Origin of the sequence: Gilliamella sp. HK2 (assembly GCF_001690265.1) — a bacterium.
Classification (GTDB): Bacteria; Pseudomonadota; Gammaproteobacteria; order Enterobacterales; family Orbaceae; genus Gilliamella; species Gilliamella apicola_C.
In genome coordinates, this window is sequence record NZ_LZGV01000095.1 from 134,904 (window position 1) to 159,818 (window position 24,915).

General features: G+C 34.9%; 23 protein-coding genes. 4 read left to right on the forward strand and 19 right to left on the reverse strand.

Translation table 11 applies throughout. The annotated features are described in order from the left end of the window. Positions 1–51: 51 nt before the first annotated feature. The 5 genes from cmk to prfC form a co-directional block, all read right to left on the reverse strand. The gene (gene cmk / locus A9G45_RS10800) at positions 52–732 is read right to left on the reverse strand and encodes a (d)CMP kinase (protein ID WP_065568087.1); all 681 of its coding nucleotides are present in this window, start codon (positions 730–732) and stop codon (positions 52–54) included. Positions 733–736: 4 nt separating this feature from the next. Further along, complete coding sequence (gene aroA, locus A9G45_RS10805) at positions 737–2,014, reverse strand: 3-phosphoshikimate 1-carboxyvinyltransferase (RefSeq protein WP_065568088.1); 1,278 nt, start codon at positions 2,012–2,014, stop codon at positions 737–739. Between the two features lie 21 nt (positions 2,015–2,035). After that, a complete protein-coding gene (locus A9G45_RS10810; protein ID WP_065568089.1) occupies positions 2,036–2,908 on the reverse strand; it encodes a helix-turn-helix domain-containing protein in 873 nt (290 codons plus the stop codon). Positions 2,909–3,008: 100 nt separating this feature from the next. Beyond that, positions 3,009–5,906, reverse strand: coding sequence for a pitrilysin (gene ptrA / locus A9G45_RS10815; RefSeq protein WP_065568090.1), 2,898 nt, complete (start codon positions 5,904–5,906; stop codon positions 3,009–3,011). A gap of 113 nt (positions 5,907–6,019) precedes the next feature. Next, entirely contained in the window at positions 6,020–7,612 is a 1,593-nt protein-coding gene (gene prfC / locus A9G45_RS10820; RefSeq protein ID WP_065568091.1) for a peptide chain release factor 3, read from the reverse strand. Between the two features lie 206 nt (positions 7,613–7,818). Between prfC and ilvY the strand changes: the two genes are divergently transcribed. Together ilvY and A9G45_RS10835 are read left to right on the forward strand one after the other, a co-directional pair. Beyond that, positions 7,819–8,721, forward strand: coding sequence for an HTH-type transcriptional activator IlvY (ilvY, locus tag A9G45_RS10825; RefSeq protein WP_065568092.1), 903 nt, complete (start codon positions 7,819–7,821; stop codon positions 8,719–8,721). Between the two features lie 137 nt (positions 8,722–8,858). Continuing rightward, positions 8,859–11,093, forward strand: coding sequence for a 3-hydroxybutyrate oligomer hydrolase family protein (locus A9G45_RS10835; RefSeq protein ID WP_065568094.1), 2,235 nt, complete (start codon positions 8,859–8,861; stop codon positions 11,091–11,093). A gap of 71 nt (positions 11,094–11,164) precedes the next feature. Here the strand turns inward: A9G45_RS10835 and A9G45_RS10840 are convergent, their stop codons facing one another. The 3 genes from A9G45_RS10840 to fsa all read right to left on the reverse strand — a co-directional run bounded on the left by A9G45_RS10840 (position 11,165) and on the right by fsa (position 13,397). Then, positions 11,165–11,746, reverse strand: a complete 582-nt coding sequence (locus tag A9G45_RS10840; RefSeq protein WP_065568095.1) for an acyl carrier protein phosphodiesterase — start codon at positions 11,744–11,746, stop codon at positions 11,165–11,167. Positions 11,747–11,763: 17 nt separating this feature from the next. Next, positions 11,764–12,570, reverse strand: a complete 807-nt coding sequence (locus A9G45_RS10845; protein WP_065568096.1) for a siderophore-interacting protein — start codon at positions 12,568–12,570, stop codon at positions 11,764–11,766. 164 nt (positions 12,571–12,734) lie between these two features. Next, a complete protein-coding gene (gene fsa, locus A9G45_RS10850; RefSeq protein ID WP_065568097.1) occupies positions 12,735–13,397 on the reverse strand; it encodes a fructose-6-phosphate aldolase in 663 nt (220 codons plus the stop codon). A 294-nt stretch (positions 13,398–13,691) separates the two neighbouring features. On the opposite strand from fsa, the gene A9G45_RS10855 reads away from it, so the two are divergent. Beyond that, entirely contained in the window at positions 13,692–14,573 is an 882-nt protein-coding gene (locus tag A9G45_RS10855) for a helix-turn-helix domain-containing protein (protein ID WP_065568157.1), read from the forward strand. Positions 14,574–14,945: 372 nt separating this feature from the next. Here A9G45_RS10855 and proP read toward each other — a convergent pair whose 3' ends face one another. Continuing rightward, positions 14,946–16,451 carry a glycine betaine/L-proline transporter ProP gene (proP, locus tag A9G45_RS10860; protein WP_065568098.1) on the reverse strand — a complete coding sequence of 502 codons (1,506 nt, stop codon included), beginning with the start codon at positions 16,449–16,451 and terminating at the stop codon, positions 14,946–14,948. A 351-nt stretch (positions 16,452–16,802) separates the two neighbouring features. Then, entirely contained in the window at positions 16,803–17,684 is an 882-nt protein-coding gene (locus tag A9G45_RS10865; protein WP_065568099.1) for a DMT family transporter, read from the reverse strand. 222 nt (positions 17,685–17,906) lie between these two features. On the opposite strand from A9G45_RS10865, the gene ypfJ reads away from it, so the two are divergent. Further along, complete coding sequence (gene ypfJ, locus A9G45_RS10870) at positions 17,907–18,761, forward strand: KPN_02809 family neutral zinc metallopeptidase (RefSeq protein WP_065568100.1); 855 nt, start codon at positions 17,907–17,909, stop codon at positions 18,759–18,761. Positions 18,762–18,825: 64 nt separating this feature from the next. On the opposite strand, the gene A9G45_RS10875 is transcribed toward ypfJ, so the two are convergent. From A9G45_RS10875 to A9G45_RS10915, 9 genes are all read right to left on the reverse strand, one after another. Beyond that, on the reverse strand, positions 18,826–20,037 hold the full coding sequence (locus A9G45_RS10875; protein WP_065568101.1) for an MFS transporter: 1,212 nt from the start codon (positions 20,035–20,037) through the stop codon (positions 18,826–18,828). A 291-nt stretch (positions 20,038–20,328) separates the two neighbouring features. Continuing rightward, positions 20,329–20,721, reverse strand: coding sequence for a hypothetical protein (locus A9G45_RS10880; RefSeq protein ID WP_065568102.1), 393 nt, complete (start codon positions 20,719–20,721; stop codon positions 20,329–20,331). Between the two features lie 352 nt (positions 20,722–21,073). After that, the gene (locus A9G45_RS10885) at positions 21,074–21,355 is read right to left on the reverse strand and encodes a hypothetical protein (RefSeq protein ID WP_065568103.1); all 282 of its coding nucleotides are present in this window, start codon (positions 21,353–21,355) and stop codon (positions 21,074–21,076) included. A gap of 35 nt (positions 21,356–21,390) precedes the next feature. After that, entirely contained in the window at positions 21,391–21,777 is a 387-nt protein-coding gene (locus A9G45_RS10890; RefSeq protein WP_065568104.1) for a hypothetical protein, read from the reverse strand. A 273-nt stretch (positions 21,778–22,050) separates the two neighbouring features. Further along, positions 22,051–22,464 carry a DUF6985 domain-containing protein gene (locus A9G45_RS10895; protein ID WP_065568105.1) on the reverse strand — a complete coding sequence of 138 codons (414 nt, stop codon included), beginning with the start codon at positions 22,462–22,464 and terminating at the stop codon, positions 22,051–22,053. 64 nt (positions 22,465–22,528) lie between these two features. After that, complete coding sequence (gene comJ / locus A9G45_RS10900; protein ID WP_065568106.1) at positions 22,529–23,011, reverse strand: competence protein ComJ; 483 nt, start codon at positions 23,009–23,011, stop codon at positions 22,529–22,531. A 123-nt stretch (positions 23,012–23,134) separates the two neighbouring features. Beyond that, positions 23,135–23,572, reverse strand: a complete 438-nt coding sequence (locus A9G45_RS10905) for a hypothetical protein (RefSeq protein ID WP_065568107.1) — start codon at positions 23,570–23,572, stop codon at positions 23,135–23,137. Between the two features lie 85 nt (positions 23,573–23,657). After that, positions 23,658–24,155 (reverse strand): CPCC family cysteine-rich protein, encoded by a 498-nt coding sequence (locus A9G45_RS10910; protein WP_065568108.1) that lies wholly within the window; start codon positions 24,153–24,155, stop codon positions 23,658–23,660. Positions 24,156–24,354: 199 nt separating this feature from the next. Further along, the gene (locus A9G45_RS10915; RefSeq protein WP_065568109.1) at positions 24,355–24,705 is read right to left on the reverse strand and encodes a hypothetical protein; all 351 of its coding nucleotides are present in this window, start codon (positions 24,703–24,705) and stop codon (positions 24,355–24,357) included. Positions 24,706–24,915: the final 210 nt, after the last annotated feature.

Genomic DNA, 24,915 nt, shown 5'->3' on the forward strand with positions numbered 1-24,915 from the left:
CGATACTCCACTCATCCATATAATGGAGCTTAGTTCACGCCGTAAGTTAGCTTACAGCGCAAGTTTTTCGTTTATATACGTAATAGATTGATTAAAAACATCTTGAATAGACAGTGATGTGGTATCAATTATTAGCGCATCAACAGCAGGTTTTAACGGCGCAATGGCTCGATTACGATCGCGTTCATCACGTGCAGTTATTTCCTGCAAAATGTTGGCAAATTTAGCATGATTCTGCTTATCTTGCAACTGTTTCATCCTTCTTTCTGCACGAGACTGGGCGCTTGCATCAAGAAAGATTTTGACTGGCGCATCAGCAAAAACAACCGTACCCATATCTCGACCATCAGCAATCAATCCTGGAGCCTGTCTAAAATCACGCTGACGTTGTAATAACGCAACTCTAACTTGATTAAGCGAAGCCACTTTTGATGCTGCCCCGCCTGTTTGCTCTGTGCGAATATTTTTAGACACATCAATCCCATTTAATCGCACTTTAACTTCAATATCACTTGTGTCAAAAGATAAAGGTAAATTTAATGCTAAGTTAGCTAACTGATTCTCATCATCTAGTGCAATATTTTTTTCCAACGCCGATAATGCCAGTACACGATAAATTGCCCCCGAGTCTAAAAGGTGCCAATTAAAATGATTCGCTAACGCTTGGCACAGAGTGCCCTTTCCTACTCCACTGGGTCCATCAACGGCTATAACTGGGATAGTGTTATTCATACTATTATTCACTTAATCTTTTAAATTGTTCAAAGTAATCTGGAAATGTTTTCATGGTGCATTTAGGATCCAAAATTGTCACAGGTGTATCGGATAGCGAAACAAGTGAAAAACACATGGCAATGCGGTGATCATTATAAGTTTCAATTTCAGCGTGGGCTAATTTTGCCGGTGGCTCAATAGTAATATAATCTCTACCCTCTTCAACCGTTGCTCCGACTTTACGTAATTCTGTTGCCATAGCGTATAAACGATCAGTTTCTTTAACTCGCCAATTATAAATATTACGAATAGTGGTTTTCCCTTTAGCGAATAAAGCGGTGGTTGCAATCGTCATTGCCGCATCAGGAATATGATTCATATCCATATCAATACCATTTAATTGGCCATGCGAACATTCTATATAATCATCAGCCCAAGTCACTTTAGCACCCATTTTTTCTAAAACATGAGCGAATTGTGTATCTCCTTGTAAACTTTTTTTACCTATCCCTGTTACTCTTACAGTGCCACCTTTAATGGCGGCTGCGGCTAGAAAATAAGATGCAGAAGAAGCGTCGCCTTCAACCAAGTAATTTTTCGGGGATTGGTAACTTTGCTTCGCTTTAATCATGAAAGTTTGGTAGTTTTGATTAACCACTGTAACGCCAAATATCGCCATCATTTTTAAAGTAATATCGATATAAGGTTTAGATACCAAATCACCAATAATAGTTATCTCAGTATCTTGTTCAGCTAATGGCGCAGCCATTAATAGTGCTGTTAGAAATTGGCTTGATACAGAACCATCAACTTGAATTTTTCCTCCGATGAAACCACCATGAATATGTAACGGAGGATAACCATCATTTTCAAGATAGTCAATTTTAGCCCCTCCTTGACGCAATGCATCCACTAAATGACCAATTGGGCGCTCTTTCATACGTGGCTCGCCAGTTAATACAATGTTATTGTGGCCAAGGCATAGCGCAGCTGCTAAAGGACGCATTGCTGTGCCTGCATTACCTAAAAATAGTTCTAATGCATGTGAAGAGCATAGTTTGCCGCCTACACCTTCAATATCACAAATAGTACGATCATGGGATAATTGATATTTCACACCGAGAGCCGTCAATGCATCAAGCATGTAACGAACATCGTCACTATCGAGTAAATTTGTTAAGCGAGTATCGCCTTGGCTCAAAGCGGATAGTAATAGTGCTCGATTAGAAACACTTTTTGATCCTGGCAAGTTAATGGTGCCATTAAATCTTTTTATGGGTTGTAATGTTAAGGATAACATAATGACTCTCTTTAATATTCTTTAAAATTTATCTAACGTTGCTTTTAGCAAATCAATGGCTTGTTGCTCTTTAGCGCTATTTTGCCATAGTTTATCAAATAATGAACGATAACGTTTAATTGCGTCAGGCGATGAGGTAATCGATGCAATGCCCGTTGTTACATTTGGTAACTCACCTAATCGAAATGGGCTAATTGCTAGCGAAATTGGAGTCTCGCTTTGATAAAAAATTTGGAAAGCAATCGATGGAATTGCTTGTTGCGTAATTGCAATAGTTGGCGCATAAGATTGTTGTTCTAATAGTTCAATTAAATGGTAAATCTCTTTGCGTGCCAACAACATTCTTTCAGATTTTTTACCCGGCGAAATGGTTAAATCGCCTACTAAGCCAAGGTGCAAAAACCGCTCTATATTACGCAAACTAATCAAATTAATTACTTTAGGAACTGATTGGTAAAACTGTGTTTTACGATCTTTTAAAATTGATAAAATGACTGCGTATTTTTTCATCTCAGCCGATTCACTTGATTCTTCAAGCATCATGGCTAAATGAGATAGATAGTTTGGAGAAGTTAATAAAAAAGAAAATGGATCAAAATGGGAATAGATGTGGGTTGATTGCTCTTCTAGCTGACGCATTCGCTCAAAAAAACCTTCACCACTAGAGTAATATTCAGTATCTATACCAAGTAAACTGGCTAAAGAAGTATCCAACAATAGGGCTAAACGAGCTAATGTCTCAATTTTAACGATTTCGCCTTTTTCTAAACGATAAACCGCTGCTCTTGATATTTTCAGGCTTTGAGCTACATCTTCAGCTTTAAGCGAAGCAGCGATGCGATAAGCACGTAACCGCTGTCCTATAGCCAAATAATCGACTGTTCCATTCACCATAATTAACTCAAATTATTCGAATTTTGGCAGTGTATCACAAGGTAGTTACATTGCCAATTTTCTATAAAAATATTTCAGGTAATATATACATTTTAGTATATTATTTTAATAAAATATCTTGTAGTGCTGATGCATTTTCAAATTCAGTAAATTCTGAAATTGCACTAGGCTGTTTAATATCATCTGAACGCTTACCAAGCACTTGCGAAGCAAGCACTAAGCCTTTTTGATTGATTATTGAATAACGATAAAAATCGATCAAATCTTGTTTATTGATGTTTTTTACCTTCGCTATTTTTTTACTGCGTGAATCAAAGGCAAAACGTGATAAACGATAATCTGGCATATAACGGCTTAATTCTTCATCCAATGTTTGAGGTGGCATTGTCAGCTCCTCAAGTATCGCCTTTTTGTATTGCTCAATATCATTTTCTGATAAAGCTTCTAACTTACTTAACATAATTGGGTAAAATTCTTGATAACGCTTAAGCAAATAAGCTGGATCATATTGATTACTTTGGATAATAAAACTCATCCCCGCAGAATCCCCAACCGTAATTGGTGTTGTAAATACAGCATAACCAAGTTGCTCATTAGTTCGCAACTGATCGAAGAACCATGGTGAGATTATTTTATAAAGTGTATAACTTAACATACTACTTGTAATACGATCATAATTCGTTGGGATATAGCTCATCATCAAGGCGTTATCAGTACTTTTAGCCTGCTGAGTAATTTGTGCCAATAAAGGTGATTTAATTTTGATGCTTTTCATTGGGGTAAATTCAGCTTTGCGTGCAAGCATTTTTTGAATAGCATGATAAAGATCTAATGAATTCTCATTAGATAAATTTCCCAAACTTAGCATATAAGGTACAGAATTAGTCATTAGATTATCACGATAAGCTAAAATATCATTAATACTCATATCTTCTGTGATTTGACGCCTGACACTTCGCTCATAATAATGAGGAACAGAAGATAATGCACTCACAGGATTAACAGCTAATTGGTAACTATTTGTATGTTCCGCTGCATCAAGTTTTTGCAAATACCATGACTTGGCTAAAGCTAAGCTTTGTTCATCAATCGTTATTTGGCGATAACTATTAAGTATCGCTAATATCATTTCAGGTAAGTGTTGATTAAAGCCACTAGCCGTAATCATCAAACCATCATCGCTACCCGTAGATAAGGCTATACCAGCAATACTTGCTTGAAATTGTAATTGCGCTAATTGACGGCTAACAATGTAATCGAGTAAATCAAACGCCACTTTGGATTTCGCATCAATAAAAGCTTCATTATTTCGTAACGAAACTACAATTTCAGCTTTCGGTTCTTGACGAAAATACTGACTAACGAAATGGAAATGGTTTCCGCGCTTGCTGAATCCCGCTGGTTGTGATTGATTGCTGTTTTGGCTCAAAATCGTAAAATCATCTGGAATATAAGGGTTGAGTTCAGGCAAGCTAAACGAAAAACTTTTACTTAAATTTAGCCAATTTACTTTTTCTTCATTAGTAATATTATCAATTTTATACGGGGCATCAACAAAATAAGCGGTCTTATTCGTCAATTGATTAGGAGAAATAACCCAAACCCTTGCATTATTAACGGTGAAACTTTTTAAACGATTAACTACCGTTGTTTTGTCAAAATGCGTAGCAACATAATCAGAATTCAACACATTTTTAATAGGGTATAACAACATTTGATCAGACAGCCATTCCACATAAGACATATCACGTTCAACATTTTGATATTTAAACTCTAACGCTAGCACTTTTTGCATTTCTTTATAATAAGCGTCAGAAAGCCCTTCGTGTTGAATTAATTGTAAATAATTAAAAATAGCTGCAATAACCTTATCTTTTTGGGCAAGACCATCTTCTGTTAAATTAACGTAAATACTAAATAACCCACTATTGCCATATTTAATTGGATTACTTGACGCTTGAATGCTCTCAATCAAACCTTGCTTTTGAAGCTGATCAACTAATGTATTTTTGCTACGGTTACCAATTAAATAGCCAATATATTCATCACTCTTGTCAGCAAACTTAGCCACATTATTTTCAATGGGGAATTGCAATAATAACAATTTTTTTGGTTGCGCTGGTACCATCGTAATTTGTTTACCTAATGTCTCAACGGTCAGCGCTTGCTTATCAATTTTAGGTGCATCAATATTTTTATTAACAATTTGACCAAAAGTGCTTTCTGCTAACTTTGCCAATTTATTAATAGACTGATTACTATAAATTACCCCTACCATAATGTTGGCAGAATAATAGCCTTGATGGAAATTAACTAAAGCATCTTGTAGTTTACTGCTTTCTTTGTCACTCAATGTCTGTAAATTACCGCCCGAAAATTGAGAAGCTGGGTGGTTTTGATTAATAGTTTCCGAATCAATTTGTCCAATACGAAAACCATCATTTGATCTCGCCATGGTCAGTTCTGCATTTACCGCATTACGTTCTTTATCGGCAAATTTAGGATCTAAATTTGGCTGAGCAATAGCATTAGCCAAATGGTCTAATGCTGTTTCAAATGCGCTATTTTCGACCTCAAAATAAAACGCAGTACGATGCGCAGCAGTGCTAGCATTATAACTACCAGCATGACGGCTTAAAAACTGCGAAAAACTCGCTGGTTCAGGGTATTTTTTCGATCCCATTAATACCATATGTTCAGTATAATGAGCTAAACCTTGCTGATCTTTGGGATCTTGCAACGAACCAACTGGTAATGCTAATGACGCCAACGATTTAACCGCTTTAGGATCTGAAACCAATAAAACGCGCATTTTATTCGCCAGTTCAATAACCTCATATTGACGCTTGTCGCGCTCACTTTGTTGTACCTTTTCTAACAAAACTGGGTTAGCAAGCTTGTTTTCGATGGCAAAAGATGAATATGAAGTGGTAAGTAAAGCCCCAATAAATCCACTAATAATAAAATTAACTAATTTTCTTCTATTCTTATAAATCATAATTTCTGCTCGCTCAACTCAGTTTTAATAGCAATAACAAAAAATAAAAACAACAAATTTATCAATAATACTACAGCATCTTGATAAACTCTGTGATTTGGTAGATGACTAAATTAATGCTCACGAGTTTTCCTAAATTTAACATCAGGATACCGTTCTTGAGTCAAATTCAAATTAACCATGCTTGGCGCAATATAAGAAAGGTTATCTCCGCCATCTAAAGCAAGGTTCTGCTCGCATTTACGTTTAAACTCTTCTAGTTTTTTTACATCACTACACTCTACCCAGCGAGCGGTTGTGACATTAACTGATTCGTAAATCGCCTCAACGTTATATTCTGATTTTAAACGTGCAACAACCACATCAAACTGAAGAACCCCAACAGCGCCCACAATTAAGTCATTATTAGCTAGTGGGCGAAATACTTGTACAGCGCCTTCTTCAGACAATTGCACTAGTCCTTTTAATAACTGTTTTTGTTTAAGTGGATCTTTTAAGCGGATTCGGCGGAACAATTCTGGTGCAAAGTTAGGGATACCTGTGAATTTCAAATCTTCCCCTTGAGTAAAAGTATCACCGATTTGAATAGTACCATGATTGTGTAGTCCAATAATATCGCCAGCATAGGCTTCTTCAACATGTTCACGATCACCAGCCATAAACGTTAAGGCGTCAGAAATATTAATATCTTTAGCAATACGAACATGACGTAACTTCATGCCTTTTTCATATTTACCTGACACAATACGCATAAATGCAACTCGGTCACGATGCTTAGGATCCATATTGGCTTGAATTTTAAACACAAAACCGCTGAATTTTTCTTCCGAAGATTTGACTTCTCGCTTATCACTTTGCCGTGGTTGTGGCGTTGGTGCCCATGCTGTTAGACCATCAAGCATATGATCAACACCAAAATTGCCTAATGCCGTACCAAAAAAAACGGGCGTTAAATCACCTGATAAAAAGGCCTCTAGATCAAATTCATTTGACGCGCCTTGTACTAATTCAAGTTCTTCACGTAGTTGTTGCGCTAAATCATCGCCAACAGCTAAATCCAAATCGGGGTTAGTTAACCCTTTAATAATTCGAATCTCTTGGATAGTATGGCCTTGACCTGTTTGATAAAGGTAAGTCTCGTCTTTCGCTAAATGATAAACTCCTTTAAATAACTTGCCACAACCGATAGGCCAAGTAATGGGTGCGCACATAATATTTAGCTCGTTTTCAACTTCGTCAAGCAGTTCCATAGGATCGCGAATATCACGATCTAATTTATTCATAAACGTTAAAATTGGTGTATTGCGTAGCCTTGTCACTTCCATTAATTTACGTGTGCGATCCTCAACCCCTTTTGCCGCATCAATCACCATCAAACAACTATCAACCGCAGTTAACGTGCGATAAGTATCTTCTGAGAAATCCTCATGTCCAGGGGTATCAAGTAAATTGACTAAACAGTCATTATATGGGAATTGCATGACCGAGGTTGTTATTGAGATACCACGTTGCTTTTCCATCTCCATCCAGTCAGATTTAGCATGTTGAGCATTGGCACCACGACCTTTTACGGTACCCGCAGTTTGTATAGCATGACCAAATAATAGCACCTTTTCGGTAATCGTTGTTTTACCCGCATCAGGATGAGAAATAATCGCAAAAGTGCGACGAGCTTTGACTTCGTCTAAATACGCTTGTTCTGTCATAAAATTAACTTTTTAATCCACACAAAATAATCATTTATTTTAGCAGGTATCTATCTATTTTGCCATTGATGTTATTATTGCTGTTATTTGCCTTATTGCCTTATCTATGCATAATATTTGACTTTAATATTGCTAAATGCTGTTTGTCTTTTTGCCAAAAAGTTTCAGGCTAAACCTAACTTTTCAGTATAAAAACGGAACTAGTTATGAATATTCGAGATCTAAAATTGTATTTACATTTGTGTGAAACTTGTCATTTTGGCATGACAGCTAATGCCATGCATGTCAGCCCATCAACGTTATCGAGACAAATTCAACGTTTAGAAGAACACTTTGGCCATGCACTGTTTATTCGTGATAATCGGCAAGTACAAATGACTCATGAAGGGGAAAAAGTAAAGCGTTTTGCCCAGCAAGTGATCAATTTACACCAACAAGTGCGACAGGATTTAGATCAATCAGAACAACAATTAGTTGGGGAGTTAACTCTATTTTGCTCTGTTACTGCAGCCTACAGCCATTTGCCTGAAATACTTGATCGTTTTAGGATCCACTACCCATTAGTTGAAATCAAACTATCAACGGGCGATGCCGCCGATGCGGTTGGAAAAATACAATCCAATGCCGCCGATTTAGCCATTGCAGGAAAACCTAAACAGCTACCTACGGGCATTGAGTTTTTAAAATTTGGTGAAATTGACATGGTTTTGTTGATTCCCAAACTAAATAGCTCATTTAGCGATAAATTGCATCAAAAAAAACCTGATTGGCACAATATCCCTTTTATATTGCCAGAACATGGCCCAAGCCGTCACCGCATTGATTTATGGTTTAAACAAAAGAAAATAACCAACCCCAAAATTTATGCTACTGTCGCAGGGCATGAAGCGATTGTGTCGATGGTTGCTTTGGGTTGTGGTGTCGCCTTATTGCCAAAAGTCGTGATGGACAACAGTCCAGAAAGAGTCCGAGAACGAATTACAGAATGGTCCACCAATTTAATGGAGCCATTTGATGTAGGGATTTGTGTGCAAAAAAGACGCTTATCTGAAAAAATCATTGCCGCTTTTTGGAAAATTTGTAATTTAAATTTACTCAATAACGAATAACAAAAATTCGTGTATAATTACATAGTAAAAGACTAAAACTATCATAATAGGTATATTAATCAATAAATAACCATCTAATTTTTGCAATAAACCATAATAATTATATCTGCTAAAACGTGATTGCAACGGAATTAAAAATGAAACAGAAAAAAATAAAAACATTAGCCAAATTGGTATTTTTTGCCCTTGTCGCCATGCCATTAATTGCACAAGGAAAACCAACAAAATCAACTTCATTGGGCGAAACCGCAAAAACGAACACAGTTCAAGAAAATACTAGCAAAATCACCAATACTGACAATAAAACAACTCCTGATTCAAGCAATACCGTTGCGAGCATGGAATCAGCAGTAAATGAGAAAGTAGTAAATGAGAATGTAGATGCTCAGAGCCATAACACAAAAAAAATTGACAATACAATAGTAAAACCTAAATGGCTAGTTCGCAGTACCTTGGCATATTATGATGGCGATAGCAACGATCTTGTTACTGCTGGGCTCGGTTTTACGCCATTATCAACCAGTAGTATCACGCCTGACGTTGAAATTCCGACCAAACCACACTTTCAAGAACGCCGTCAAGCCAAGCTAAATCGCTATATTGATACTAAAATTGGGGAAGGATCACTATTTGGTTTTAGGAAGCAAGAATTAACACCTTTATTTGACGGCAAATTTGCAGGCACCGAAATAACAGCCGTACAAAGAAATGATGGCGTAGGTATGTTATTACAAATCCCAATTGATTTTAATAAACATAAGCCCTGCATTGTTGCAGTTCCAGCTAGTGATTCGGACGGGATATTAAATGCCAAAGATGTCCAAATTCGTGGATTATGGGGACTTCGTCACAACTGCGCAGTGGTCTATAATGACAAAGGATTAGGCAACGGTATTTATGATATGGAACACAAAGTTGGCTTTACCGTATGGGGAGAAGTACAAACTGGTAATATCTTATTTTATACTTCAATTGATAATAAAGAAAAATACATAAAAAAATACCCGCATCGCTATGCGGTAAAACAGTTGCACTCAAAACTAAATGCCGAATCCCGCTGGGGTGAGCATGTATTAAAATCCATAGAATTTGCCTTTTATGAACTCAATAGTATGTTTTCACCTAATGATCAAGCTATCTTTAACAAAGATAACACCCTTGTTTTAGTCTATGGCGCAAGCGATGGTGGTGGAGCAGCATTAAAAGCCGGCGAATTAGATGACCAAAATATGATTGATGGTATTGTTGCGGTCAATCCACAAATTCAACCAAAACTTGATAATACCCCTGTCTCGATCAAGATAGGCGATAGCAAATCACACAAACTACAAGCCAGATCCATTGCCAATTACAGTGCTTATGGCGCATTATATATACCATGTGCAATCCCAGCAATAAAAGCACATAAAAATGATTCTTACGTGCCGTATGCCGATTACTTTCTTTATTCACAAGAACGCTGTAACGCCCTTAAAAAAGCAAAATTACTCACCACAGGCACGCCCAAAGAAGCACTAGAAAAACTACACAAATATGGTTGGACACCAGAAATGGATATCCAGCTACCGTATTTTTACTATACTGAATCTATCGGACTGCCTTACCAATATATTAGCGCATATGGTAAATACGATGTCACCGAAAATATGTGTAACTTTTCAGTGGCAAGCACTCAGCAAAATCCAATTAATTATACAGGTAAGGTTGCACCATTAGAGGAAATATCGTTTCAGCAAATATGGGGAATGGCCAACGGGCATTTACCGCTGTGGAATGGACCGAATGCAACTATTTTGGATCTCGTTGAAAACGAGGATCTCAATACACCAAGGCGAGAGTTCTATTCTAGCTCTCAAACGAAGGGGATAGTTGATTATGGTACTAAAGGATCTATTTGTGTTTATAAAAAATCACAAGAGCCACGCGTTGAACAAGGTATAAAACAAGTTAGCGCTTCTGGCAACTTACATGGCATAAAAACCTTTATTATACATGGACGTAATAATGTTAAACAACTATCAAACTACACATCGCGCCCTTATGTGGCATTAAATAGTTTAGTTGAAGGAAGTCAGTCACAACTGCGATATATTGAAGTTGAAAACGCTAGTTACTTAGATGGTAGGCCACCGTTTGACAATACCTTATTACCGATTGATTATTATGGTGAAGACGCCATTGAATGGTTATGGGCTAACTTAACCAACAAAGCAACATTACCTGTAAGCCAAGTTGTGCGCACAAAACCTCGAGGTGGTAAAAGTGGCTATGCCCCACAAGTAACAAACAAAAATCTAAAACCGATTAGCCAATTGCCAAATCGTAAGGATGTTATCCAAATAAACGATGGTAAACTAATATTACCTAATTAATCGAAAAATACTCACCGCTATCGGCTTAAGCTACAGTGTATAAAACTTAAACCGATAGCACTAAATCCAACTTAGTTAATGCCTTGTTTTACTGTTAAACAAATTTTAGGATATAACAAAAAAAACAGCGCCTCTAATTGGCCATAATGTTGTTTGATATCAATAATCGTTTCTTCTAGCAAATATAATTTCGGTCGCCGCTGTGCCATACCAGCTAACACGTCGCCAACAAAATCGAGAGATGCATAATTTTCGAGCCACAACCCACGCCACATCGCATTCATAAAGTGCTGATAATCAACTGGATAAGCGCTAATATATGGTTGGATATGCGCTTTGGTTGCTTCATTAAATTGAGCTACACTAGGCAACAGCCCATAGCTATCCCAATGCTTTGACAAAAAATGATCCCATACAATATCCAATGTAATGGCAGCAACGCGCTGATACGATTGACGGAACAGTAATTTAGCTTGTTTAACTTCAAGCAGGTTATCAGTCAAGCTATCAATTTTTCGGTGCAACATAATGCCATCAGCAATATCAGTATCATAAATTAAATACGGATCACCTTGAACAAAATCGGCCACAGTATTACCAATTAATGAGCTATGTGCTAACGTGGCCAAATGTAAATGAGCAAGAATATTCATAAAAAAGCAACCGCTAATTATTCACGATGTTTAAATTCACCTTCGGCAAAACCTTCTCGCCAATAGCTAGTAATATGAAAAGCATCCGGCGGTAAATGTGTATATTTATCCTTAACCGCATGGCGAAGAGCTTGTGCAAGCGAGCGCTCCATTCCTCCCCAAAACAGCAGTTTACCTTGCCTTGATAAATTAGCGTTGATTACCGCATTAATTAATTGATGGGGATTATCTGGATTTTGTACTAGCCAACAAACTTCAATATTTTTATTGTCTGATAATGAAACAATATCATTTTTATGATTTACTTCAATGAAGGCAAAAGCTTTATGCTTTTTAGGTAGATGCTCAAGCGTATAACAGATCGCTGGCATGGCTGAAACATCCCCCATTAACACCAAACGATCATCAGTAAACTGCAATTTACTGGCAGCACCAATCAAACCAATTTGATCCCCAATCTTAGCTTTTTGTGACCAAACCGACGCTAAACCAGTCTGATGAATAGCAAAATCGACAAAAAACTCATTATTAGCACATTCAAACTCACGCACACTATAACTACGAATAAGTCGGCGTAATTTATCGTCAACAACGATTTTATTATTATCATCAAACTTGGGAAATTCTATTTTACCAGTTAAAGGATCAGGAAATAACAATTTTAAGTAAGGACAAATCCATAAAGGATTAATATCAACTTGCTTATTACAACTAAATTGGACACGAATAAAACTAGGCGAGATTTTTTCAACATTTAATACTGTGAGTAATGCATTAACAATAGCTTTTTTATTTACTTTGATTTTATTATTTTTTTCATCCATAGCATTGCACCTTATAGTGATTAATATTAAGAATCATCATACAATAAAAAATGTTAGAGTTATGCTATTTTTACAATTGAAAAAGGCAGATCAGCTTGTTCCACGCCAAAGCAGCAAAACAAGCTCAAGTCAAAAAATAGGTAAACAAAAATAGGTAAACAAAGTTAAAACGTTAGTGCACCAAAAGCACTACACCAATCGTCATCAAACTTAGTGATTGCCGCATCGACTGCTGGATCAGAAATAAACAGTTCAGCCACATCTATGGGCAAAGTAATCGATTGGCATCCAGCCAGCATACAATCTAACGCTTGTCTCGGTGTTCTAAAACTGGCAGCTAATACCATTGACTGTGGGCAATGCAAATCTAACAATTTTTGTAATTCTTGTACAGTATCTTTGCTACTTCCACCTTGAGCATCAATACGATTAACATAAGGCGCAATATATTTAGCGCCCGCTAATGCTGCTAAAAACCCCTGCCCTGCGCCATAAACAGCAGTACCTAAGGTTGGAATACCTTGCAGGGTGAGTTCTTTGATTGCCATCAACCCTTGCGCATTAACGGGAATTTTTGTCACAATCGATGGCACTGCTTTTCTTAGCTGATGCGCTTCTTTTATCATCTCTTCAGCATTGCTTGACAATACTTGCGCAAATAACAGTTTATCAGCACCCAGCACGTCTTGTAATTCAGCCAATAATGAAAAAATAGACTTACCTGCTTTTGCCACAATACTAGGATTGGTGGTTACGCCATTAATTGGCAACACTTTAGCTAAACGTTTAATGGCCGTAACATCAGCGGTATCTAGATATAGTTCCATGGTTCACTCCTAATTCAGATCAATCATCATCTATTAACTTAGAACAACATTTTTATACTAAACATCATTTTTATACTAAACATAGTAAAAAAAAATCACCCAACCGCCTAGAAGACGTTTTTGCCATTTACTGGATTTATATACGTTAGATGAAAAATTTAGACTTAGATCACACAATCATAAATTAAAAATAGCCTATTAAATAAAAAATAATTTATGTTGATTTCATATTTTTTATATCTGTATATAATCTCAACAATTGCGCACAACTTGATTTATCATCAATTTAATCTTATGACAGATTTCATTAACAACAAATTAACTAAGTTAGTCAATCACCCGCTAACAATCAATCACATCTATTTCGCTAATAACAGCAATTGTGCCCCTTTACATGCCTATCAAGTCGATTTTCCTAGAATTGAGATCGTCTTAGATGGTAAACAAAAAATGCTATGGGCTAATAACGACGGCAACGTACTTGAAAAAGTACTTTCAACCAACGATTTACTTTATATCGCTGCTCACAGCTGGAACAAACCCATTTGGCAAGCCCCATCCACCTTATTAACTATTTTATTTGGCAAACAGCAAATTGCTATAACACTATTACATTGGGATGGCAGACAATTGATTCCCCATGGGCAAGCCAATATCCCAAGGCGTGGTCCTCGGGTTGGATCATTTATTATTCAAGCACTGACCGAGTTAACTCGGTATAACCAGCCGAGCAAACAAAATAAAACAGCTTATCACCTTATTCACAGTTTATTTAGCAACACCCTTGATTTGCTAAATGTCGATATTAAAACATCATCCAAAACTACCAGTCTTTTTGAGGCGATTCGCCAATACATTGATACGCATTTTCGTGAAGATGTTACGCGTGATTTTTTAGCCGATATGTTTTACATTTCGCCCAATTACTTATCACATCTATTTCAACGCGAAGGTAAAATAGGATTAAATGAATATCTTAATCAAATTCGCTTAGAATATGCAAAATCACTATTGAAAGATTATGATCTAAATATAAAAGAAATTGCTCAAGCATCAGGATTTAAAGATAGTAATTATTTTTGTCGGATTTTTAAAAAAAAGACAGATCGAACCCCAACTGAGTATCGGCGACAGTATCATAGTAAACTAATGATGAAGTCAGCTAGCATAAAATAGGTTTTGATAGATATAAATTAGTATTGAATAAGCTATTTGTTGTTAATTTCCAAACTTTTGATATTCAGCGATAATGCCAAAACTGGCACAGCGCAAAACACCGCAAATAGTTATTTTTAGACTAAATTTATACTCGTTTTCACACTTAAAAAATAGGTTTTAAACTTATAAAAGTCGTTCAGAAAAGTAATTGATTTTATTGAAGTTTTTATCCAACCTTACACTTACCCATTTATTTTGTTATTTCTATTTTGTCGTTATCATTGAGAAAAATTTTAGGTTTGTTATGCTTACATAATCTCATTATAAAAAAATCCGAGTTAGTTACTGAAAATGTCTTAACTCGGATGCACTAAAATTACGCAACAAAAATTAATCTAATTTAGGATGCTGATCGACTAAGTTTTGGCGCTGTTCTTGCAATGTTTCAATCTGTTCATCAATATCTTCGACCTTATGTTCAATCGAATCAAAATGTTCTGATAAAATTTCTTTTGCTTCTGACCGATCAGATGCCGCAGGCGTTCCGCCACGCAATGGTCGATTAGCGGTTTCTTTCATTTTTATGCCAGTAAGTAAACCAACTAATGCCACAGCCATTAGATAATAAGCTGGCATATATAAATTATGACTTTCTGCAACTAACCAAGCGATAACTGTTGGTGTAGCACCAGCCACCAATACCGAAATATTAAAAGATATAGCCAACGCACTGTAACGAATACTGGTTGGAAAGATAGCAGGTAAAATAGAGGCCATAACACCAGTAAAACAGTTAAGTAATATAGCCAAAATCAACAATCCTAAAAAAATAAGCCCAATAATATCGCTGTTGATCATAACAAATGCAGGATAAGCAAGAATTAATAACCCTAAGCTACCACCAATAATAAATGGCTTTCGCCCGATTTTGTCGCTAATAAAACCAATCAATGGTTGCACAAATAACATACCAATCATGATGGTTATAATAATTAACACGCCATGATCTGTATCATAATTTAAATTGTGAGATAAATAACTAGGCATATAGGTTAATAGCATGTAATAAGTCACATTGGTCACAATCACCAGCCCTACACAAATAAGCAAACTCCGCCAGTATTTTGTAATGATCTGTTTAAATGTCATTTTAGGTTGATTTTCAATATGATTGCGATCATTATGATCCATTAAATCAGTATGCTGTTGAAATGCAGGCGTTTCATCTAATGCATGACGTAAATAAAGCCCAATCAATCCTAATGGTAGGGCAAATAAAAATGGAATTCGCCATCCCCAGTTATGAAACACTTCTTTGCCAAGAATACTTGATAACAATACCACCAAACCCGCACCCACTAAAAAACCAGCAATAGAACCAAAATCTAACCAGCTCCCCATAAAACCACGTTTGCGGTCTGGCGAATACTCGGCAACAAATATCGCTGCGCCAGAATATTCACCGCCAATTGAAAACCCTTGCGCAAATTTAGCTAACAATAATAACACTGGCGCAGCAATGCCAATTGAAGCGTAAGAAGGAATTAAACCAATACAAAAAGTACTTAACGACATAATGATGATAGTGATGGATAGTACTTTTTGGCGTCCAAATTTATCACCAAGCATACCAAAAACCACCCCACCTAACGGTCTGACCAAAAACGGGACCGAAAACGTGGCTAATGCCGCCACCATTTGAACACTAGGCGATGCATCAGGAAAAAACACTTGCCCTAACACATAAGCTAAAAAGCCATACACACCAAAATCGAACCACTCCATCGCATTACCGAGCGCTGCTGCAGTAATGGCTTTTTTTAACTTGTTATCATCAATTATGGTAATATCGTTAATATTTAATGGTTTGTTTTTGGATCTTTTTGTCTTTTTCATAAAATACCGCCTGTTTACATGCAAAGAATAAAAAAGGAATGATGCAACAAGGTAAACGGTTACCTTTTAATACACAAAGAACGTACTTTTTAGATTACACATTAAAAATGTGTTTATCAGCTAATTAAAATTGAAGCAAAAATACAGCAAAGATAAAAAATGAGGATAATAAAAAAGCAAAAACCGATGTTTTATTGTCTATCTTGATTTCTACTAAATAACAACAAAACAATTCCTTTTTGTGAAAATTGAGTGCTAACTATAGCAAAATAACATGATATTGTAAATATTCGGCTAATTAACCAACTAATACTAAATATTTTACACACTATTTTATACTGAGTTAGCAATTTATCTTTTTGAGCAAAAATAGATCCCAATGACAATGAATATGATCGAAACAATATGGAAATACGCAACTTGTGTATGTAAAAAGACAATACTGAAAATGCCTGCTGACAAAGGAATAATGTGAGTATATATTTGCCCTCGTGTTGCACCAATAGCCACAATGCCTCTATTCCAAAATAAATAAGAAAGCCAAGATGCAAAAACGGCAATATACAATAAGCCAAGCAAAAAACTCGTATCAGTATAATGAGCAAGGTTCTCAATAGGATGAAAATAAAAATAGACTAACCCAATAGGCAACAACATTACCGAGCCTAATACGGCACTCACAGTCACAAAGGCATTACCTGATATCGATTTATCTTTTAACCGTAAAAATGCGCTATAGCAAGCCCAGCTTATTGCTGATGCCATCGCCCATAAATCACCTTTATTAATATTGCTGAGCTCACTTAAATTGGCGATATTTCCTTGCAGAATAAGATAAATAACCCCCATAGTACTGAACAAAACGCCTAAAATATTATTTTTTGAAATTGCATCATTAAATAGTAATTTATTCATTACTAAAACCATTCCAGGTGTGGCTGACAAATAAATTGACGCATTGAGCGATGAAGTATATTGAAGCCCAATATATAGCGCTAATGGAAATATAATTTGACCAAAAATAGCTAGCAAACATATTGGCCAGATTGACTTTTTAATTTTGGATAAGTCGCTACGCACTTGGCTATAATAAAGGCACAATAGTAACAGCGCAGTAATAACCCAACGCCCTTCAGATATCACCATGGGATCGGCTTGGGTAACTAAAACTCGCCCCACCACATAATTACCGCCCCAAAAACAAGCCGCTAATGTCAGCAATAAATATGGCATGATAATACCTTTAAATATTAAACAACACTGTGATAGTGATATTATATACCTAAAAATAATAAGAAATAACTTTTTTGAGAACAAATGCTTTACTCATCGTAAAGATTGTAAAGCAGGTTATTTATTATTAAGTTTTTCAAATTGCAACGATAACATCAGTTTAATCTAGAATCCTTACTTGTTATCATCTAAAATGAATAAAAACTAACAAAGGTAATGACTATGCGTTGGAGAGACCAAAGAGAAAGCGATAATATTGAAGATCGTCGCTCACAATCGATTGGTGATTCAGGTGCTCGAATCCCTATTGGTGGTAAAGGTAAAGTTGCGTTATTGCTGGTGGTATTAGTTGCTGGCTATTATGGTGTTGATTTAACAGGGCTACTAAATTCAGATCTTATTGACACAAATAGCACTGAACAAAGCTCAAACCAATATTCAATTAATGATGAAGATGCTGCCAAATTTACATCAATCATTTTAGCAAGCACTGAAGATTATTGGCATCAAGAATTTCAACATTTAGGTAAAACCTACACTCCTCCTAAATTAGTGCTTTATAATGGCGCAACCCAAACATCTTGCGGTATGGGTAAAGCTTTTATGGGACCATTTTATTGCAGTATTGATAAAACTGTTTACCTTGATACTTCGTTCTATCAAGAGTTAAAACTACGGCTGGGCGGTGGAGGTGATTTTGCACAGGGTTACGTAATCGCTCACGAAATTGGTCATCATGTGCAAAATTTGCTTGGAACATTTGACCAAGTGGAGCGGTTAAAGCAAGGCCAAGCAAATATCGATAATAAATTATCCGTTAAGTTAGAATTGCAAGCCGACTGCTACGCGGGGATGTGGGGGAATGCCATGCAAAAAGAGAATATTCTTGAAGTTGGCGATATTGAACAAGCGTTAAACACTGCAAAAGCCATTGGCGATGACCGCTTACAACAGCAAAGCGAGGGGCGCATTGTACCCGATAGTTTTACTCATGGCACATCTGAACAACGTTACACGTGGTTTAAACGTGGGTTTGATAGTGGTGCAATCAACCAATGCAATACCTTTACGGAATAGATAATAAAAGGCGAATAGGCTATGCGTTAATGATTACTTATTAACTTTGGTTACTCGTTCGCCTTTAATTGACTTGGCTAGCAGTGTCTTTTTTAACCAACAGGCAAAATAACAACGATATTGCCACCATAATCAATGCAACCCAATAAATAATCTTATGCCCATAAATATCAGATAACACCCCTTGCAACATTCCAGCTATAATTACGCCAAAAATGACACCATTATTAAATAAAGTCGATGCGACCCCCATTCGAGTTGGCAATAGATCCTGAAAGTAAATAATACCAATATTTGCAACAATCCCAATAAATAATGCATTAAAAAGTTGTAGTATTAATAAAGCATATTTATCAGTGCAAAGAATCAAACCAGTATAAAAAATTAGCCCACAAGTAATCGCAATAAAAAACAGATTTCGTTTACCTAAATAAGGCACTAAATATCCAGCGATGAGCATTACTGGAATTTCAATACCCGCAGCTAGCCCCATTAATACGCCAGGTAAAGAATCTGGCAAATGTAAGACTTCATCAACATAAAGTGGCATATCGATGATATACATCATATTCGCAGCCCACATAAATACAGTAGATAACAGTAAACATAGCACATTTCTGTTCTGCCAAAGTGGTTGATTTGCTACTTTTAGATCTAGGTTGTTATTTATTGATGAGGTAGGATTTTTTTCAACTGAAGGTAAAAATACAGCAACAAATAGCATCGCCACCATAAACATACCCATGGCAGCTAAATACATTGCCGTAAAACCAAAATTAATAGCCAAACCAAATGAGATTGGTGGACCAAACACCCAAGCCAATGAAAGTTGAGCCCGAATAAGCGAATTAAATGCCACAACATTACGCCCTGTTTTAACAGCATATTCACGCGCTAATGCAAAAATTTGTGGCATAGCAGCCGACGATAACGCCGCAAATAAAACGCCCAAGGTAATTAATATCAAATAATGGCGCGTAAACGCAAAAGTGATACTGTTAGCTACGCCCATTAAACAGCAGAAGATAACAATATAACGCCTATCACCTTTTGTGTCGGAATATTTAGCCAATAGAAAACTCCCAACAATACTGGCTAAGGCATTAACCGAGAAAAAAAGCCCAACCAGACGTGAATTAACATTAACATCGAAAGTTAAAAACCGACTTAATGTGGGGGCTTGTAAAGCACCAGCAATTCCAACAACAAATGTAGTGACTAAAAAAGCAACAAAAATAACGCTTTGCTTTTGGCGAAACGAAGAGATATTAGTCATAAAAATACACTGAAGAATTAGATTAAAGGGATTTTGACCAATTATATACTTAAATTTAATATAAACGTAATAAAATTAAAAATAAATAAGGCAACGTATTTTTCCTCACTTTACTGATAAATATGCCTTTAGATTTTGCTACCTTTATTAATATAGGATTTATTATGTTTATATGGTAATGATAACTCTGTTTGCAAAAATGGCGGGGCATTAAGAATTAGTCACACCAGATTGTAAAAATTAAAGAAGTAATGATCACCACTTATCGTTATACTAAAATTTAGAAAAAACTTAAATTATTGATATTTCGTATAAATAAAATCCTTCCTCCGTAAGATAAAAAACCTGTTTGTTATTTGGATTAGCTATAATAGGCGTTATTAAAAATGAACGAAGATCATCATGATTAATTGCATATTCTATAAAATCAATAAATTGAGTTTTTAATGCTTTCACAACATGCCCTTTGCATATAGCTTTTTTACCTTTATAGAAAACTAGGTTATGTGCTATGTAAAAGCTATCACTTTGAAATAGATGAACAAAATTTGAAAAAGATTGCGTAAATAAAGTTAAATTTCCCTTGCATACGATATCTAACATATTAAGAAATATATGCTGTTTTTCTGCTCCTAATATAAATTCTTTTGGGTTTAACTTTTCAAATGCGTAATAATTTTTCATTGGGTTATTTGTGTTTTTTATGATATTAACAATTATAATATATTAAGCCGTTATAATGTTTTTATTCATTGCAATAAAGTACACAAAATAGTCGTAAAATAAGCTTAAATAGTCACATTGAATACTGCATCTTACCATGAAAATAGTGTTCATTGATTTTGTTGCATTACTGTTGGTTTACAAATATTTCCATCGCTAATCCATTCACTAAAAACATTTTAATCTGCCAAGATTCTCTATCAATTTATATTAATCTATAAATGCGTTGAAAAAGAATATAGGTAATAAGTAGTAGCCCCCACTATGGTAAATTCATCAAGCGTTGTTCTTTCATTTATGTGTTTGGGTAATATTATGTAGAACTTGCAATTAACTTCTTTAATCTTCTAATTTCATTAATTAATTTTGGTATATCTTGTCGAGCATGAGCAATAAATTCTTGATCGGCAATAGTTGCACCAATAAGTTCAATATCTTCACCGCGGTTACTTTTATCACCTGTCATAATAAAATTACTGCCACTGTTATGATCGCGACCTTCAAGATAAGAGATCCAAGGTCCTGCCGTTGCTTTCTCACATCGCATTTGTATCAGTTTTAATTCATCATCAGATAGATTAGTCGTTTGTTGCATAATCAACCTCATTGGCAAATTGATGATAATGGATATTATTTTTTAGTTAATTGCATTTTTAGCTTTCTTATTTCAGGAGTTAGCGCAAAACAGTCCGCCAATGGTTCGTCAGATAATGACCAATACTCAATTAGTTCCATATGATAATTATAATCCTGCAATAAAAGTTTTAGGGCTTTATTAATCGTTAAGGAGGATACACTAATGCCTGATGAAACTAAATCATTCGTGACATCCAGTATCAAAGTCATTAATATACGTTTTTGTGTTTTTGAATAAGTTGAATGAGTATAAGCACGAATATATCTATCTAACCATTCTTCGGTTCGGTATTGCTCTGGCAATTCATACGCCCAATCTTGAGTGAATTTATCACCACTTGGTAAATGTAAATCATGACATAGTTTTTTTAGTTCATACATCTTGCTTAATTTTAGATTTTAACGGTTATGTTGCTGATAATTACGTTACTTATAATTAAGTTAATTAGCCAAGATTCAGCGCAATATTTTTTGACTACGACTTCATTATGCTAACTTAATTCCAATTCGGAGCATTAAAGTATATTAATTCAAGTAATTAGCTAAATGATATTATTTTAATAATATTTGAAAGCATTGCAAATTTTTCACATGATCTTTTACAAAGAAGGGATTGCTTTTTGATCACATTCTATTCCTAATAGCAAACTTTCTTTATAAAAATGCGATTTCTGCAGCACCTATTTTTACTATTGACATGTTTTTCATTTTAATACCTATACCATGTTCACTATCCCCTGACCACGCAAACATCAAGCCGTACTCATCTTTTTCATCTAGCAAGATGTAAATTTTAGTTAATGAAATTTGTGATAGCGCTTTATTACCATCTTGATTATAAACTTGAGAGATATAAGTCGTCATTTCATTATTGATGATGTTGTATAATTCAATTTGATGGGATGTAATGAAATCAATAGCATCTTTCATTTGCTTGTTATACTCAAATGATTCCAAATAAATAACTGGGATAGGTTGCTGGCCAAAGCGGGGCAAAATAATATCTACTGCGATGCCTTCGTCTTCGACAACATAGCTTATGGTGTTTTGGCTATTTTTCTTTTTCATTTATTGTTCTTTATTCGCTTTGACAACAGGCTATAAATTAGAGCTAATCATAGCAAAGGTGGAATTATAGTACTCCTGATTGAATTATTTTTTGTTTTTTTCCTCCCCATTCGTCATCAATCATATAGTGTGCGACGATTGGGGTTGAGGTAGCTACAAAAGTAAATTTATAAAAAACTTCATCACTTTCACAAATTTCATAATACAGCGAATACAATGGCGCACTTAATGGTAAGTCAATGGTAAACTTTTCTGTAGCAGAGGCAACTTCAACGCTATATTCATGATGGGTGTAAAAAGGAATAGCAATACATCGTAAGGTTTGGGTATCTATTGTAAAACTATCTGCTAATGTTAAAAAAACATTTGCACCGAAAGTATCATCAGGTAACGGATCAAAAATGGCATAATCACGATGAATCACTGCACCTTGCTCAATGTTTTTCTGCCCCCACTGCGACAACGTTTCACAATACGGTTTGGATCTGACTAAAATTTGACTATTTGATATTAACAAATCCACAATTTGTTGGTTATTTTGCCTCATAAATAATACTCGCGTTTACATTTGATAAAATCATCAAATCAAAAATAATATTTATTATAAGTAATATATATTATCAATATTTGGCTTATTGTAGAATGACATTCTATGTTAGGATTGTTATTGCTAATTCTTAGATAAAACAAGGTTAATTGGGTTATTTAATTCGATAGTTATTTTAAAATTAGCGCTGGATTGTACCATAAGGAAATTGTTAGGTAGTTCAATTGCATTAATAAATGGATTTGATGTTTCAAAATAGATCACCCATTTTAAAGCATTTTCTGGTGTTAAGTAGGCGATAAAACCTTCAGAGCCATAACTCCCCTCTCCTAAATAGCAGTTATTACCATCATTTAGGGTTATTTTTTTGATGATATCAATACTAGTTATATTATCAGGATCTTCGCTCAAAAAAAAATTCAAATTAAATGGCTTCCCCTTTTTTATAAATAATTGGGGATAAAATTGGGTTGTAAAAGAAATTGAATCACCAGTGGCAAAGTAAATGCCATCTTTTATCGGTAGTGTTTGCCTATCCCATAACGCCAATATTTTGGTCATCTAATCATCCTTTAATACTTATAAATAGATATCAAAAAGCATTTTGTTGTATGTACCCTGAAATACTCGTTTTATACAATTGTTATTAATTATCATTACCTGATTTATATGGAATATTAATGAAGTTAACTTTTTGTTTTTCAAATTTTCCTTTATATTGCTTTAAAGTTGAATGATTAACTACACTGTATTTATCTAACTCATGATGCAAAGTGCCATCATCCTCCCAAGAACATAATGGGCAAACATCGTATTGCCCTTGATGTTCTAAGGTTAAATAGCTACAACATGGGCATATATACAAAATATCTTCATCGCCAATAATAGTGATAGGTTCATTATATAAATCACTAATGTATTTTTTTAAATAGTGATTAGAATATCCTTTCAGCTTAATATCAATAAAATAGTCCAATAAAAATGTTTGAACGGCACCATCAAAAATACTTGTATATGTTAAAGATTGACCATGCTCATCAAGGTAATCAGCAAAGAGAATATTCTCAATCTCTTTTGTTGGATATTGTATAATCATATTAATAGCTAATTGTGTTAAAGCAAGTTTACGGCTAAGTGTCTTCATTGCAAATGCCCTATCATTATTCCATTTCTCACGTATAAATTAACCTATCTATTTCATGATGTTATGCAAAATTAAATGTTGTTTAATATGTCACAATTAAAGTTACTTTGATTTAGGTTCATCTATTTAAAACCAATCTTTTGATATCATTAAATATGTTGTAAAGCTTCAATGTGATTTTCCTTCATCATTGATAGTATTAAGTTTTATTGTGGTTGAAATTATCTAATTTAAACAAAAGATAGTCATATAATTTTTCCGCAAAAAAATTAGCATGTTCACTTTTTACTATTAAATTAAAAAAATAATATTGATCATACAACTCATCAATCATAGGGTCGGAAAGCATAAAAAACTCAAGGTAGGCTAAATATAATTTTTTTATATCATTAGAGATTTCTTCTAAAGAAATATGATAATTTGTTATATCATAAAAAATATTAGTGTATTGATTATTAATCTTACTTAACTCTATAAAAGGAGCTCGCTTTTTCTCACAAAGCGCCCAATGAAGAGCCCTTGCCTTATCATTGCTATAAATAAATTTCATAATTTATAGAAAGTCCTCACGTTGTTTATAGTAAGTTGAAAAACGATTAGGGTTGGAATCTACATAATAAAACAAAATTAATATCCTATCATCAATAAGACATAGGGTAATTACATCACAAAAATAACGATTATAGATTTAGCTAAATGTTTGGTAAACTAGCCATTTATAATAACTAAAAAAAACTAAACAACTAATGCAACTACAACA